Here is a 13,362-nt window from a genome sequence, read left to right as displayed (position 1 = left end):
GCCTGGCCGGCAGGAATGATCCTGGCGCATCCCTAGCTATGTTACTCATCAGTAACATAGCTGGCAAGGAGGCGGAGCCGCCGCGTCAGGAAACGGCGTCGGAGGAGGCTTCGCCCGGACCCGTCGATGCTTCCTTGGCTGCTTTGGCTTCCTTGGGCGGCAGCGGCTGCGGGTTGAGGAAGGCTTCGGCGATCAACGGGGCGGTGAGCTGGATCTGCCACTGGCGGGCCCCGAGGTTTTGGAGCTCTTCGGCAATGCCTTCCTCACTGATTTCCGCCGGGGGACGCCATGCCACCCGGCGCAGGTAGTCCGGGGTGAGCAAATTCTCGACCGGCAGGTTGAGTTCCTCGGCCCGGGCCTGCAGCATGGGCCGGGCGGTGGCGAGGCGTGCCGCCGCTTCCGGATCCCGGTCGGCCCAGACGCGCGGGGGCGGGGGAGCGTTGGTGGGCAGGTGCAGCGGCGGCAGCTCGTCGAGGCTGCGGGCGGTACTGATGCAACGCAGCCAGCGCGGAGCCTCGCGCTGCGCGGCCCGGCCGTGGAAGCCCTTGGTGCCGAGCAACTGCGGGACGGTGCTGGGCATGGCCTTGGCGGCCGCCACGAGGGACGAATCGGGGATCAGCCGACCAGGGGCCACGTCGCGCTTCTGGGCCAGCGAGTCGCGCTCCAGCCAGAGTTCGCGGACGGCGGCGAGCTGGCGGCGGTCGCGGATCTGGTGCAGCCCTGACGTCTTGCGCCACGGGTCGATACGCGGCGGGGCCTGTCCGGCCTCGAGGATCGCGGCGAATTCCTGCTCCGCGTAGTCCAGCTTGCCGTCGGCGGTGAGCAGCTCGATCAGCTCCTCGCGCAGCTCGGTGAGGACCTCGACGTCGAGCGCGGCGTAGCGCAGCCAGGGTTCGGGCAGCGGCCGGGTGGACCAGTCCGCGGCCGAGTGTTCCTTGGCCAGGCCGAAGCCCAACAGCTGCTCGATCACCGCGGCGAGGCCCACCCGGGGCAGCCCGGCGAGGCGGGCGGCGAGCTCGGTATCGAAGAGCTTGTCCGGCCACATGCCCAGTTCGGAGAGGCAAGGGAGGTCCTGGCTGGCAGCGTGCAGGATCCATTCGACGCCGCGCAGCGCGTCGTTGATGATGCTGAGGTCCCCGAAAGGCTCCGGGTCGATCAACCAGGTGCCGGCGCCTTCGCGGCGGATCTGGACGAGGAAGGCGCGCTGGCCGTAACGGAATCCGGAGGCCCGTTCGGCGTCCACTCCCGCGGGGCCGTGCCCGGCGGCCAGGGCTGCCGCGCAGCGCTCCAGTCCTGCCTTGGTCTCGATGACCAGCGGTACGCCGTCACGCGGGGCGTCGAGGTCGATGACCTCGGGGACCAGGCTGTCGAAGCCTTCCACCGTGATATGGGCTGCCGTGTCAGGGGCCTGCGCCGCGCCGGCGGCTGTATTGGCTGCGGTGCTCGCGACAGTGTTCGTGACGGTGCTTGAAGCGGTGTTGGTGACGGTGCCTGAAGTGGTGCCCGCGGTGGTGATTTCCGGATTATGAGGGGTCATGATGACTCCAGTTTACCGACAACGCCATCGTTGCAGGCCGAGGCGGTGCGTCGCGATGCCCGTTCATGCCTGCCGTGGACGCCGGCGCGGCAGCGCGGAGACGCCGTCGGGTAGCGGCGGGAGGCCGGCGAAAGTGCAGACCATGTCCGACCAGGCCTCCAGATGCGCGGTGATGTCGCGGCCGGCCGGGGTCCAGGAGGCGCGGAGTTCGATGTCAATGGTTCCGGGCCGGCCAGCCAGCGTGCCGAAGCTCTCGGACAGCACCCGGGTTGCCGTGCCGCCGGCCGACCGGTAGTCGGCCTGGTGGTTTTCCAGCGCCTCCACGAGCCAGGTCCAGGCGACGGAGCCGAGCATCTCGTCGTTGCCCATCTCCGGTTCCAGCTGGGCGCGGATATAGGTGACGATCCGGAATTCGCCGTCCCAGACCGCGGATCCGTCCGGGTCGTGAAGGAGGATGAAACGGCCGGTGGCCAGTTCGACGTCGTCGCTGCCGGCCGCGGGGGCCAGCGCGGCGGCCGCCGGGCCGTGGATTGCCCCGGACGCGCCGTCGCCGGGGACCACCACTTCCGCGCCGAGTGCCACGGCGAACGGTGCGAGCCGGCCGGGGGCCGGGATCTCCTCGAGGCGCAGCTCGCTGCGGCACCGTGCTTTTCGAAGGGTTCCCAAGGCGAAGAGGAAATCCGTCGGAACCTGGTCGAGTGCGTTCACAGTGAAAGGGTATGCATGGGCATCCTCCCGGCCCGGCAGGCTCGCCGCCCTGCCGGGCCGGGAGGATGCGCGGCGGTGCGGCTAGGCGTCCGCGAGCTCGCGCTTGATCGCGGCGATGAAGGAATCAACGTCTTCCTCGGTAGTGTCGAAGGAGCACATCCAGCGGACCTCGCGGGCCGCCTCGTTCCAGTCGTAGAAGCGGAAGGACTTCCGCAGCCGGTCCGCCACGCCGGCGGGAAGGACGGCGAAGACGCCGTTGGACTCGGTCTTTTGGCTCAGTTCGACGCCGGGAATCGACTCGACGCCGGCGCGCAGCCGGGCAGCCATCGCATTGGCGTGCGACGCCGAACGCAGCCACAGATCACCCTCGAGCAGGGCGATGAACTGGGCCGACATAAACCGCATCTTGGACGCGAGCTGCATGTTCATTTTCCGGAGGTAGACCAGGCCGTGCGCGGCGTCGGGGTTCAGGGCCACCACCACCTCGCCGAAGAGCAGCCCGTTCTTGGTGCCGCCAAAGGACAGGATGTCCACGCCGGCGTCGCGGGTGAAGGCCCGCAGCGGCACGCCCAGGTGGGCGGCGGCGTTGGCCAGCCGGGCGCCGTCCATGTGCAGCTTCATGCCCTTGGAATGGACATGCTCCGCGATCGCGCGCACTTCCTCGGGCGTGTAGCAGGTACCGAGCTCGGTGGTCTGGGTGATGGACACGGCCAGCGGCTGGGCGCGGTGCTCGTCGCCCCAGCCCCAGGCTTCCTGGTCGATCAGGGCCGGGGTGAGCTTCCCGTCCGCCGCGGGCACCTGGAGCAGCTTGATGCCGCCGATCCGCTCGGGGGCACCGTTTTCGTCCATGTTGATGTGGGCGGTGGAGGCGCAAATGACCGCGCCCCAGCGCGGCAGCAGGGACTGCAGCGAGAGCACGTTGGCGCCGGTGCCGTTGAAGACCGGGAAGCACTCGATTCCGGTCCCGAAATGCTCCTCCATCAGCTGCTGCAGGCGGGCGGTGTAGTCGTCCTCGCCGTAGGAGACCTGGTGGCCCTCGTTGGCGGCGGCCAGGGCGGCCAGCACCTCCGGGTGCACGCCGGAATAGTTGTCCGAGGCGAAGCCGCGCACGGAGGGATCGTGGAGCCGCATCGCGGCGCTGGCGGGGCCGGTTTCAACTGTGTTTGTTGCGACCATGTTTGTTTCGACCGTACTGGTCATCGATTTGCTCACGCTTTCAGTCTAGAGAGGTGCCGGCTCATCAGCTAAGTGGCAGCCGCCGGCCGTTCAGTTCCGCGGCGGGGGTCCGGAAGAGCCCGACGGCGGCCGCCGCCAGCTCCTCGACGTCCGTAAAACCCGGGAATTTCCGTTCGGGGGACTTTGCCCGCATGGCGGCGTCAACCAAGGCCTTCACAACGAAGATCGCGGCGGCGCTGCGCTGTTCCCCCGCGTCGGTGCCGGGGCCGGTGGACCCGGACTGGGCCCGGCGGAAGCCGTCGGCCACCGCGAGCGTCCAGGTCTCCGCGGCCGCCTTCGCCGCCGCGTAGCTGGCGCCGCCCGCCGTCGGGCTGGCCACCGCGGTGGACGAGACGATGGCCAGGCGTCCGGTGTCCGAAGCGGCAAGGTCGTCGTAGAAGGTCCGGCTGACGTTGCGCAGCGTGGTCACGGCGTTGCGTTCCAGGAAGTCCCAGTCCTCGTCGCTCTGGTCCGTGATGCCTTTCGCGCCGCGCCAGCCGCCGACCAGGTGGATCACGCCGTCGACGCGTCCGGCCTGCTCGGTGAGCGTCGCGCGGAGGTCCCGGACCGCTGCCGGAGCGGCGAGGTCGCAGGCGAGCGGCACCACGCCGTTGCCCGCCTCATCGGCGGCAGCCGCGATGCGGCCGGCGTCGGAGCCGACGGTGAAGACCGCGTGGCCGGCGCCCCGGAGGGCACGGGCCACGGCGATCCCGGACGGGCTGCTGCCGCCCGCCACCAGGATATTGAGGGTGCGTCCGCCGCTCATCCGGCGTTGCCCGGGGTGGTGCCCGGGGTAGTGTCCGTGGAACCCGTGATGCCGGCCGTCGATTCGATCACGGTCCGCATCTTCTTCTCCAGCGCTTCGTAGAACATGGAGAGCGGGAACTCGTCGTCGAGCACCTGGTCAGTCAGGCCGCGGGGTGGCCCGTCCAGCGGCAGGGCGCCCGGACCCTTGGCCCAGACGGAGGCCGGGTTGGGAGTGACGGTGCCGGAGATCAGCTCGTAGGCGGCCAGCCAGTGCGCCGTCTTGGGGCGGTCGATCGAGCGCCAGTACAGGTCCTCGATCTTGGCGCCGAGTGCCACCACGACGTCGGCCACCTCGTCCCAGTCGATGCTGAGCTTGCTGTCGGTCCAGTGCAGTACGTGGTGCTGGTGCATCCAGGCGAAGAGGAGCTGGCCGCCGAGGCCGTCGTAGTTGCGCACACGGCTGCCGGTGATCGCAAAGCGGAAGATGCGGTCGAAGATGACGGCGTACTGGACCAGTTTGGCGTGCCGGCGTGCTTCGGGATCGGCCTCCTCGTCCTTTTCGATCTTCACGGATTCCCGGAAGGCCGTGAGGTCGCAGCGGAGTTCCTCGAGCGAGTAGAGGAAGAACGGCATGCGCTGCTTGATCATAAAGGGGTCGAACGGCAGGTCGCCGCGCATGTGGGTGCGGTCGTGGATGAGGTCCCACATGACGAAGGTTGCCTGCGTCAGCTCCTGGTCCTCGAGCAGGGCGGCGGCATCCTCGGGGAGCTGCAGGGAGGTGATGTCCGCGGCGGCCCGCAGCACACGGCGGAAGCGGGCAGCCTCGCGGTCGGCGAAGATGGCGCCCCAGGTGAAGGTGGGGGTCTCCCGGACGGCCACGGTCTCCGGGAAGAGCACCGCGGAGTTGGTGTCGTACCCGGGGGTGAAGTCCAGGAAGCGGATCGGCACGAAGAGTTTGTTGGAGTACTCGCCCGCCTCCAGGCCGTCGATGAACTCGGGCCAGATGACCTCGATCAGCACGGCCTCGACCAGGCGGTTGTTGCTGCCGTTCTGGGTGTACATCGGGAAGACCACCAGGTGCTGGAGTCCGTTGACGCGGTGTTGCTGCGGCTGGAACGCCTGCAGGGAGTCCAGGAAGTCGGGAACGCCGAAACCGCCGTTGGCCCAGCGCTGGAAGTCCGTGACCAGCAGGTCCAGGTACTCGGCGTCGTGCGGGCAGGCCGGGGCCAGGGCAGTCACCGCGGCAGTGATGGTGGCGACGTGGTCCGCGGCGGCCGGGTGGTCGGCGGTGTCGGGTACGGAACCGTCCTTGACCTGGAGGGCCTGCAGGGCGGTCGCGGCTGCCTTGAGTTGCTGCCATTCCGGGGAATCGGCGGTGATCCGGGCAGAGGCGGTGAGGGCGGTTACGGTCATCGTTGCGCGCCTTTCTGGTTGCTGTGAACGTCTACGGCGAGCGTAGCAAGCAAACAGAATCGCTAACTCAAAAACGGGTCGAGCATAAGAAAGTCTGGGGCAAACGGGCTGGCGCAACGCGTCCAGCTCCAGCCTGACAGGGGCTTCGCGGCCTGGCCGGCCGTGCTGGCCGTCCGTGCTAACCGGCCGCGCTGGCCGCCCGTGCTAGCCGTCGGCGCCGGTGGCCGCGGAGTCGGCTGCGGGGACGAGCCTAAGGGAGACGGAGTTGATGCAGTAGCGCTGGTCCGTGGGAGTGCCGTAGCCCTCGCCCTCGAACACGTGGCCCAGGTGCGAATCGCAGGCAGCGCAGCGCACCTCGATGCGTTCCATCCCGAGGGTGCGATCGTGGATGTAGCGCACCGTGCCGTCGGCCAAGGGGGCCCAGAAGGACGGCCAGCCGCAGTGCGAGTCGAATTTCTCCCGGCTGGTGAACAGCTCGGTCCCGCAGGCCCGGCACTGGTACACGCCCTCGGTGTGGGTGTCCCAGTACTCGCCGGTATACGGCCGTTCGGTTCCGGCCTGGCGCAGCACCCGGTACTCCTCCGGGCTCAGTTCCTCGCGCCATTGCTGGTCCGTCTTTTCAACCGCGCCAGCGGCGCTTCCGCCCGTTTGTTCGGACGTGGACCCTGCGGTGTCCCCGGCGGCGGGGGAGGAGACGGGCTGGACCTTGGGCCTGTTGCTGAAGATGCTCATGACCTCAATAACGCTCAGGAGTCGCCGATAAATCCCGATCCGGCGTACAAATGCAGGACCGGAAGGCCGAGCTTGTCCTGGGCCTCGTTGGCCCAGTCGGTGTGGAAGGTGTCCGCGACGGCATGCGGACGGGTGATCACGACGGCCTGTCCGGCGTTTAGTTCCCTGACCTTCGCGACGAGGGCGTCCACGGCCTTGCCCTCCACGATTTCGCCGGTCACGCCGCCGCCGAGTCCGCCCAGGGCGGCGAGCGAGGTGGCGAGCGTTTCGGCGGCCGCCGTTCGTTCCACAGCCGGATCGGGGTGCTTGGCGGTCAGTTCCCGGAAGGCCTTGGCGATCTCCAGCATGGAGAGGTTCTCCAGGAAGTCCACCAGCAGGTGGCGCTCGGTGTTCGCCGGGACCAGGACAACGAGCGGCGAATCGCCGTCGGCCACGAGGGTTTCGATGTTGACGCGGTCGTCCGCGCCCAGGGGCTCTTCTGTCAGGATGACGATAGGGTCGCTCATGCCCCCAGCCTAGCCCCCGGGCCGCCACCCCGCACGACGGTGCCGCGGGTGTGCCGGATGCCGGGGTTGGCCGCTAGTTCGGTAAGAATGGTGCCATGGCCTCGACCCTGCGCTTCCGCCCGCCCACGCAACAGATCCCCTCTGCCCGGAGGTCGCCCCGGGGTCTGCCGGCGGCCAGGCGGGACAGCGGTGCGCCGGACACGCTCGTGCCCGGAAACGCCAAGTGGGCGGTGGGCGGCATCATCGGCGGAAGCGCCGCGGCCGGCCTCCTCGCCGCGGGGTCGTCGGCGCTGGCCCTGTACTTCGCGCGGCGCGTTATTACCCCGGTCCGGGTCCGCGAGGAGGACCAGGAGGTGCTGGCAGTCATCCGCGACGGCCGGGATTTGCAGGTGATCCTCAAGGCGACCCCGGATTCCACGGTCGAGGGGGTCTACGGCTTCTTTTTTGACGGCGGACGCGGGCACGCCAGGCTCGGCCGGATCCTGTCCTATTCGCCCGCTGAGCAGACGGTGCTGCGGGAAGTGGAAGCCGTCTACAGCGGGGACCTGACCACGGCGCGGCGCGGCTACTGGAGCGGGGCCGTGCATCCCGATCCCGCGGCCATCGGGCTGCCGGCCGAAGAGGTGCAGATCGAGGTCGACGGCGGGACGGCGCCAGCCTGGCTGGTCCGCGCCGCCCCTGCCGACGAGCCGGCCGGGACGCCGTCGTCGGACGTCTGGGCGATCATGGTGCATGGTCGCGGCGCGACGCGGCAGGAGGGCCTGCGGGCCGTCCGGGTGGCCCGGGACCTGGGCCTGTCCAGCCTGCTGATTTCCTACCGCAATGACGGTCTGGCGCCCTCGGCCGAGGATGGCCGGTACGGTCTGGGTTCCACCGAGTGGCATGACGTGGAGGCGGCGATCAGTTACGCGCTGGACCATGGCGCCCGCGAAGTGGTGCTTTTTGGCTGGTCCATGGGCGGTGCAATCTGCCTGCAGACCGCGGATTTGTCCCGCTACCACCACCTGATCCGGGCGATGGTGCTGGACGCTCCGGTGATCAACTGGGTCAACGTGCTGGCACACCACGCCGAGCTGAACCGGATCCCGTCCGCCGTCGGACGGTACGGGCAGCTGATGATGAGCCACCGGCTGGGCCGCCGGCTCACCGGGTTGGCCGCTCCGGTGGATCTGAAGGCCATGGACTGGGTGTCCCGTGCCGTGGAGCTGCGGACGCCGACGCTGATCCTGCACTCGGTCGACGACGAATACGTTCCCTACGGTCCGTCCGCGGACCTCGCCGAGCGGAACCCGGAGATGGTGACTTTCGAAACGTTCAGCACGGCGCGGCACACCAAGGAATGGAACGTAGACCCGGAGCGCTGGGAGGCCCTGGTCACGGCCTGGCTCCGGCAGCAGCTGGCGCCGCGGCCCACCCCGGCCGGCTAACCCGCGGTCTTAGCTGCGGGTCGTGCCGATCCGGGCGGTACGGGCACCGGTCAACCGCACCAGGTCCGCCGGGCTGAGCTCCAGGTCCAGGCCGCGGCGGCCGCCCGAGACCAAAATGGTTTCGAGTTCCAGTGCGCTCTCGTCCAGCACGGTGGGGGAGGGCTGGCGCTGTCCCAGCGGGGAGATGCCGCCGAGCACATAGCCCGTGCGGCGCTCAGCCGTCGCCGGGTCCGCCATGGCGGCCTTCTTGCCGCCCAGGGCGGCGGCCATCGCCTTCAGGTCCAGGTTTCCGCTCACCGGCACGACGCCGACGGCAAGCCGCCCGTCGACGTCGACCATCAGGGTCTTGAACACCCGGGCCGGGTCCATCCCCAGCACCTCGGCGGCCTCCAGCCCGTAGTTGGCGGCCGCGGGGTCATGGCTGTAGGGGTGCGCGACGAAGGAAACCCCGGCGGCCGCGAGTGCCGCGGTCGCCGGGGTTCCCTGGGACGCCTGTTTGCGGGCCACCGGGCTGCTTAGCCGTGCTGCGGCAGGGCAGCGACTTTGCGCTTGATCCGGCCGAGCATTGCCGTCATGCCGCGCATCCGCAACGGGGTGATCGCCCGGGTGAGCCCGAGGAGTTCGGGCATGTCGTCCGGGACGGCCAGGATCTCGGCGGGGCTCAGCCCGTCGAGGCCCTCGTGCAGCACCCCGGCAAAGCCACGGGTGGTCGGCGCCTCGGGCGGGGCCTTGAAGAACAGCCGCACGCGCTCGGGAACGCCGGGCTCCCCGTCGCCGGACGGTTCCGTCTCGATCGTGAGGAACAGCGGCGACTGGCATTCCACCACCTGCTCCATCAGCTCCGGGTGGTCCTGGAGCCGTGCGGGCGGATCCGGCAGCTCGCGCGAGAACTCCAGGAGCAGTTGCAGCCGCTCGGCTTCCTCAAGGGCCTGGAAATCATCGACGATGTCCGCCAGGGCGGGGGGGAGGGCAGAAGTATTCATCACTCCCAGTTTACTTGCCTGCCGGAACGGCGCCGCGCTCGGCGCCCTTGACGATCGGGACCCGGACGGCGTTGCCCCACTCGGTCCAGGAACCGTCGTAGTTGCGCACGGTGTCGAAGCCCAGCAGGTACTTGAGCGCGAACCAGGTGTGGCTGGACCGCTCGCCGATGCGGCAGTAGGCCACGACGTCGTCGCCCTCCTTGAGCCCGGCTTCGTCCAGGTACAGGGCCTCCAGCTCGGGGCGGCTGCGGTAGGTGCCGTCCTCCGCCGCGGCACGGGCCCACGGGATGGACGCCGCGGTGGGAATGTGGCCGCCGCGCAGGGCGCCCTCCTCCGGGTAGGCCGGCATGTGCGTGCGCTGGCCGGTGTATTCCTCGGCGGAGCGGACGTCGATCAGCGGCTTGCCGAAGTGCGCCAGTACATCGTCCTTGAAGGCGCGGATCGGGGCGTCGTTGCGTTCTACCACGGGGTATTCGCCGGGCGTGACGACGGACTTGTCCGTGGTCAGGGCGCGGCCTTCGGCGATCCATTTGTCGCGTCCGCCGTCGAGCAGCCGGACGTCCTCGTGGCCGAAGAGGGTGAAGACCCACAGCGCGTAGGCGGCCCACCAGTTGGACTTGTCGCCGTAGATCACCACGGTGCTGTCGCGGGAGATTCCCTTGGCTGCGGCGAGGGCGGCAAAGGCTGCGCCATCGATGTAGTCGCGGGTGACTTCGTCGTTGAGGTCCGTGTGCCAGTCGATCTTAACCGCGCCCGGAATGTGGCCCGTTTCGTAGAGCAGCACGTCCTCATCGGATTCGACGACCACGAGTTTGCCGCCGTCGAGCGCGCCGCCGTCGATCGCTGCGGCGAGCCATTCGGTGGAGACGAGGCGCTCCGGGTGGGCGTAGGCGGCGAATTTCTCGTTCTGCTCAACGGGGTAGGGCATGAAGATGGCCTTTCACTGGGCGGTCGGGAGGCCGGGCCATGGTGGTGCGCGGCGCCGGGCCTGTTACAACACTAGCCACGGCCCGGCAGGTTTGCTCCACCGGCTACGTACTCGGAAATATGGCCTTGGTCACGTCCGATCCCGCGCCCGGAAGGGAAGCGGGCCTTTGCCGGTATCCTTTCTGGGGACACGAGACCAGCAGAACGGACCACCTTGGTACAGATCGAACAGCTCGCCGCCAGAACACCGGCGGTTTCCGTGGATGAACTCCTTAACGGCTTTTATCCGTCGCCGCGCTTCGGTGAGGTGTCCTTTGCCAGCTACCGGCCGGACCCGGCCCAGCCCAGCCAGGCCCACGCGGTCCAAGCCCTGCAGAAATTTGCGGCCGGCGTCGGAGCCGGGGACGGAGACGGCCTGTTCAAGCGGCTCTTCGGCAAGAAGGATGCCTCGCGGGCGGGCATCTACCTTGACGGCGGCTTTGGCGTCGGCAAGACCCACCTGCTGGCCTCGCTGTGGCATGCCGCGCCGGGCCCCAAGGCCTTCGGCACTTTCGTGGAATACACCAACCTGGTGGGGGCCCTGTCGTTCCGCAAGACGGTGGAGGCGCTGAGCCACTACAAGCTGGTCTGCATCGATGAGTTCGAACTCGACGATCCGGGCGACACCGTCCTGATGTCCCGGCTGATGCGGGAGCTCGCCGACGCCGGCGTCAAGCTGGCCGCGACGTCCAACACCCTGCCCGGGTCCCTGGGCGATGGCCGCTTCGCCGCCGTCGACTTCGCCCGCGAGATCCAGGTCCTGGCCGACCAGTTCGACGTCGTCCGGATCGACGGCGAGGACTTCCGGCACCGCGGCCTGCCGAAGGCGCCGGCACCGCTGCGCAACGACGAACTCACGCACCACATGCAGGCGGAGTTCGACGGCCAGACCGTGGCCAAGGATGAATTCAGCACCCTGATCAACCACCTGGCCGGCGTCCACCCGAGCCGCTACCGGCAGTTGATCGACGGGATCGACGGCGTGGTGTGGCGCAACGTGGAGACCATCACCGAGCAGGCCGTGGCGCTGCGCTTCGTTGTCCTGGCGGACCGGCTCTATGACAAGGACGTGCCGATTCTTGCCAGCGGCGTGCCGTTCGACCAGCTGTTCACCGAGGAAATGATGACCGGCGGGTACATGAAGAAGTACTTCCGCGCCGTCTCCCGGCTCACCGCGCTGGCCCGGGAAGGCCAAAACCACGAGCCGTCCTAGCGCTGAGTGCATTAGGAGCCCAATTACTGCCAACCAGTTGGGGTGGCGCCGCGTTGGTCGTTAAACGACGAAGGTGCCGGCGCCGCCTCTCGGCGGGACCGGCACCTCGCTGACGTACCTGGGTCAGAGGCCCGGCTGCCGGGGTTCCCCGGGGACGGGCGGCTCTCCCGCGACGTGCGGCTCTGCGGCGGGGGCCGTTTCCGGCCGCCCGTCCGCGTTGTCCACGAAGTCGGAGGCGCCTCGCTGAGCGGCATCGACCTTGTCGGCGTACTTTCCGCCGGTCTTCGAGTCGACGAAATCACCCGCCTTTTCGATACCGTCCTTGATGGCCTGTTCGTTGCCACCAATCAGATGCTGAGCCTTGCCCTTGAGATCGTCAATTAAACCCACGGGCACCTCCCTTCTGTCGCGGAGCCAGATCGCTCCTAGCGTTTTCGATCCTAACCGGCGGATCGGGAGGTGCCAAGGGTGTACGCCCAGAGGAGAAAGACCCTGTGCCGTAGGGCAAACGTGCCGGACCGCAAACGCGGGCATGAAAAAAGCAGCCCCGGGGGAGCTGCTCTTATGGTGGGCGATACTGGGATCGAACCAGTGACCTCTTCCGTGTCAGGGAAGCGCGCTACCGCTGCGCCAATCGCCCGCAACCGGAAGGATCCGGAGTGGAGTTGTGTGAATCAACAGAGCGGACGACGAGATTCGAACTCGCGACATCCACCTTGGCAAGGTGGTGCTCTACCAGCTGAGCTACGTCCGCATTTTTAGTCCGTTCCGGCGGGCCGGTGGTACTGGGTCAAGCAAGTTTCCTTACTTTGGTGGGCGATACTGGGATCGAACCAGTGACCTCTTCCGTGTCAGGGAAGCGCGCTACCGCTGCGCCAATCGCCCTTCAGATCCGGCCGGAACCGGAAACCAGGGTTTTCACCGAGGTGGGTACGGGATTCGAACCCGTGTATACGGCTTTGCAGGCCGCTGCCTCGCCTCTCGGCCAACCCACCGTGTAGCTTTGGCTTCCTCAAAAAGAAAGCCGCTGCCGTGACAGTGTCCTGCGAGCGGACGACGAGATTCGAACTCGCGACATCCACCTTGGCAAGGTGGTGCTCTACCAGCTGAGCTACGTCCGCAATGTTGCCTGCGATTCCCTGCCGTAGTCAGCATTTCCTCGCGTTCCAACGAGTAAGAACTCTATAGGAGGTTCAGGCAATCTACAAATCGGGGCCGAATCCGCGCCGACGCACGCCCGCCCTTCCCTGCAATCTAGCGGTTTTTGCTAATTACAGACGTGTAATTCAACCCGTCCTTACGTGGCCTGGGCGGGGTGGCGGGCTTGGTGTCCGACGACGACGGCGGCAGGCGCGGTCAGCGAACGGGCGGCGCCGGGGCAGGGGTGCGAATCGTTGGGGCGGGCCCGTTCCGGCGATTTGCCACAGACGGCCGCTAAGTCAACCCGGTGTGCGGCCATCTGTGACCATTGGATGAGGCACGTGCCGCCGCAGGCCCACTCGGGGCTTTGGACGAGGCGCGGGCTTGCCGGGACCAGCCTCTCCATCGATTCGCCACAGACGGCCGCAAAGCCGGCCCGGTGTGCGGCCATCTCTGGCCATCGGATGGGGCACGCCATTGGACGAGGCGCGGGCTTGCCGGGACCAGCCTCTCCATCGATTTGCCACAGACGGCCGCTAAGTCGACCCGCGAGACGGCCATCGGTGACCATTGGGCACGGCGGGGAGGAGCCGTGGATGCGTCGCGCCGCCGTCGAAAGCGCCGATTTCGGATTTCCGCCGGGGTGGGCTAGCATTCAATGGCACCGGGGCGATTGGCGCAGTGGTAGCGCGCTTCGTTCACACCGAAGAGGTCACTGGTTCGAACCCAGTATCGCCCACCTGGAAGATGGTCCGTTCCGCTCACAGAGCGGGGC

General features: G+C 68.3%; 13 protein-coding genes and 6 tRNA genes. 3 read left to right on the top strand and 16 right to left on the bottom strand.

Annotated elements, in window-relative coordinates:
* Nucleotides 1-85 precede the first annotated feature (85 nt).
* From ACZ5Z0_RS02685 to ACZ5Z0_RS02655, 7 genes are all read right to left on the bottom strand, one after another.
* The gene (locus tag ACZ5Z0_RS02685) at nt 86-1,537 is read right to left on the bottom strand and encodes an HRDC domain-containing protein (RefSeq protein WP_464109775.1); all 1,452 of its coding nucleotides are present in this window, start codon (nt 1,535-1,537) and stop codon (nt 86-88) included.
* Between the two features lie 63 nt (nt 1,538-1,600).
* On the bottom strand, nt 1,601-2,245 hold the full coding sequence (locus ACZ5Z0_RS02680) for a DUF3000 domain-containing protein (protein WP_464109774.1): 645 nt from the start codon (nt 2,243-2,245) through the stop codon (nt 1,601-1,603).
* Nucleotides 2,246-2,326: 81 nt separating this feature from the next.
* Complete coding sequence (locus tag ACZ5Z0_RS02675; protein ID WP_464110691.1) at nt 2,327-3,421, bottom strand: threonine aldolase family protein; 1,095 nt, start codon at nt 3,419-3,421, stop codon at nt 2,327-2,329.
* Nucleotides 3,422-3,485: 64 nt separating this feature from the next.
* The gene (locus ACZ5Z0_RS02670; protein ID WP_464109773.1) at nt 3,486-4,226 is read right to left on the bottom strand and encodes an SDR family oxidoreductase; all 741 of its coding nucleotides are present in this window, start codon (nt 4,224-4,226) and stop codon (nt 3,486-3,488) included.
* Complete coding sequence (locus ACZ5Z0_RS02665; RefSeq protein ID WP_464109772.1) at nt 4,223-5,620, bottom strand: DUF6421 family protein; 1,398 nt, start codon at nt 5,618-5,620, stop codon at nt 4,223-4,225. The genes ACZ5Z0_RS02670 and ACZ5Z0_RS02665 overlap by 4 nt, the downstream gene beginning before the upstream one ends.
* A gap of 204 nt (nt 5,621-5,824) precedes the next feature.
* Nucleotides 5,825-6,352 (bottom strand): peptide-methionine (R)-S-oxide reductase MsrB, encoded by a 528-nt coding sequence (gene msrB / locus ACZ5Z0_RS02660; protein ID WP_464109771.1) that lies wholly within the window; start codon nt 6,350-6,352, stop codon nt 5,825-5,827.
* Nucleotides 6,353-6,366: 14 nt separating this feature from the next.
* Nucleotides 6,367-6,858: a hypothetical protein gene (locus ACZ5Z0_RS02655; RefSeq protein WP_138769548.1), complete on the bottom strand. Its 492-nt coding sequence runs from the start codon at nt 6,856-6,858 to the stop codon at nt 6,367-6,369.
* 95 nt (nt 6,859-6,953) lie between these two features.
* Here ACZ5Z0_RS02655 and ACZ5Z0_RS02650 point away from each other — a divergent pair, with 95 nt between their 5' ends.
* Nucleotides 6,954-8,285, top strand: coding sequence for an alpha/beta hydrolase family protein (locus tag ACZ5Z0_RS02650; protein WP_464109770.1), 1,332 nt, complete (start codon nt 6,954-6,956; stop codon nt 8,283-8,285).
* A gap of 9 nt (nt 8,286-8,294) precedes the next feature.
* On the opposite strand, the gene ybaK is transcribed toward ACZ5Z0_RS02650, so the two are convergent.
* The 3 genes from ybaK to ACZ5Z0_RS02635 are packed head-to-tail and all read right to left on the bottom strand — an operon-like array spanning nt 8,295 to nt 10,196.
* Entirely contained in the window at nt 8,295-8,792 is a 498-nt protein-coding gene (gene ybaK / locus ACZ5Z0_RS02645) for a Cys-tRNA(Pro) deacylase (RefSeq protein ID WP_464109769.1), read from the bottom strand.
* An 8-nt stretch (nt 8,793-8,800) separates the two neighbouring features.
* Nucleotides 8,801-9,268: a SufE family protein gene (locus ACZ5Z0_RS02640; protein WP_464109768.1), complete on the bottom strand. Its 468-nt coding sequence runs from the start codon at nt 9,266-9,268 to the stop codon at nt 8,801-8,803.
* A gap of 10 nt (nt 9,269-9,278) precedes the next feature.
* The gene (locus ACZ5Z0_RS02635; protein ID WP_464109767.1) at nt 9,279-10,196 is read right to left on the bottom strand and encodes a sulfurtransferase; all 918 of its coding nucleotides are present in this window, start codon (nt 10,194-10,196) and stop codon (nt 9,279-9,281) included.
* A 213-nt stretch (nt 10,197-10,409) separates the two neighbouring features.
* Here ACZ5Z0_RS02635 and zapE point away from each other — a divergent pair, with 213 nt between their 5' ends.
* Nucleotides 10,410-11,447 carry a cell division protein ZapE gene (zapE, locus tag ACZ5Z0_RS02630; protein WP_464109766.1) on the top strand — a complete coding sequence of 346 codons (1,038 nt, stop codon included), beginning with the start codon at nt 10,410-10,412 and terminating at the stop codon, nt 11,445-11,447.
* A gap of 123 nt (nt 11,448-11,570) precedes the next feature.
* Here the strand turns inward: zapE and ACZ5Z0_RS02625 are convergent, their stop codons facing one another.
* The 6 genes from ACZ5Z0_RS02625 to ACZ5Z0_RS02600 form a co-directional block, all read right to left on the bottom strand.
* Nucleotides 11,571-11,843: an antitoxin gene (locus tag ACZ5Z0_RS02625; protein WP_464109765.1), complete on the bottom strand. Its 273-nt coding sequence runs from the start codon at nt 11,841-11,843 to the stop codon at nt 11,571-11,573.
* 169 nt (nt 11,844-12,012) lie between these two features.
* Nucleotides 12,013-12,087, bottom strand: a tRNA-Val gene (locus tag ACZ5Z0_RS02620).
* A 41-nt stretch (nt 12,088-12,128) separates the two neighbouring features.
* A tRNA-Gly gene (locus ACZ5Z0_RS02615) sits at nt 12,129-12,201 on the bottom strand.
* Between the two features lie 56 nt (nt 12,202-12,257).
* Nucleotides 12,258-12,332: transfer RNA gene (locus tag ACZ5Z0_RS02610), tRNA-Val, on the bottom strand.
* Nucleotides 12,333-12,371: 39 nt separating this feature from the next.
* Nucleotides 12,372-12,442 (bottom strand) — tRNA-Cys (locus tag ACZ5Z0_RS02605).
* A 53-nt stretch (nt 12,443-12,495) separates the two neighbouring features.
* Nucleotides 12,496-12,568 (bottom strand) — tRNA-Gly (locus tag ACZ5Z0_RS02600).
* Nucleotides 12,569-13,254: 686 nt separating this feature from the next.
* Here ACZ5Z0_RS02600 and ACZ5Z0_RS02595 point away from each other — a divergent pair.
* A tRNA-Val gene (locus ACZ5Z0_RS02595) sits at nt 13,255-13,326 on the top strand.
* The last annotated feature ends 36 nt before the right edge of the window (nt 13,327-13,362 follow it).

The organism is Arthrobacter sp. T2-23 (assembly GCF_055398325.1).
Note: the sequence above shows the minus strand (reverse complement) of the source record. Positions and strands in the feature narration are given on the sequence as shown.

Bases quoted from the DNA above. Each gene is read 5' to 3' on its own strand.
- ACZ5Z0_RS02640 (WP_464109768.1), bottom strand. From the start codon at position 9,268: ATGAATACTTCTGCCCTCCCCCCCGCCCTGGCGGACATCGTCGATGAT.
- ACZ5Z0_RS02670 (WP_464109773.1), bottom strand. From the start codon at position 4,226: ATGAGCGGCGGACGCACCCTCAATATCCTGGTGGCGGGCGGCAGCAGC.
- ACZ5Z0_RS02655 (WP_138769548.1), bottom strand. From the start codon at position 6,858: ATGAGCGACCCTATCGTCATCCTGACAGAAGAGCCCCTGGGCGCGGAC.
- ACZ5Z0_RS02675 (WP_464110691.1), bottom strand. From the start codon at position 3,421: ATGGTCGCAACAAACACAGTTGAAACCGGCCCCGCCAGCGCCGCGATG.
- ACZ5Z0_RS02650 (WP_464109770.1), top strand. From the start codon at position 6,954: ATGGCCTCGACCCTGCGCTTCCGCCCGCCCACGCAACAGATCCCCTCT.
- ACZ5Z0_RS02685 (WP_464109775.1), bottom strand. From the start codon at position 1,537: ATGACCCCTCATAATCCGGAAATCACCACCGCGGGCACCACTTCAGGC.
- ACZ5Z0_RS02665 (WP_464109772.1), bottom strand. From the start codon at position 5,620: ATGACCGTAACCGCCCTCACCGCCTCTGCCCGGATCACCGCCGATTCC.
- msrB (WP_464109771.1), bottom strand. From the start codon at position 6,352: ATGAGCATCTTCAGCAACAGGCCCAAGGTCCAGCCCGTCTCCTCCCCC.
- ACZ5Z0_RS02635 (WP_464109767.1), bottom strand. From the start codon at position 10,196: ATGCCCTACCCCGTTGAGCAGAACGAGAAATTCGCCGCCTACGCCCAC.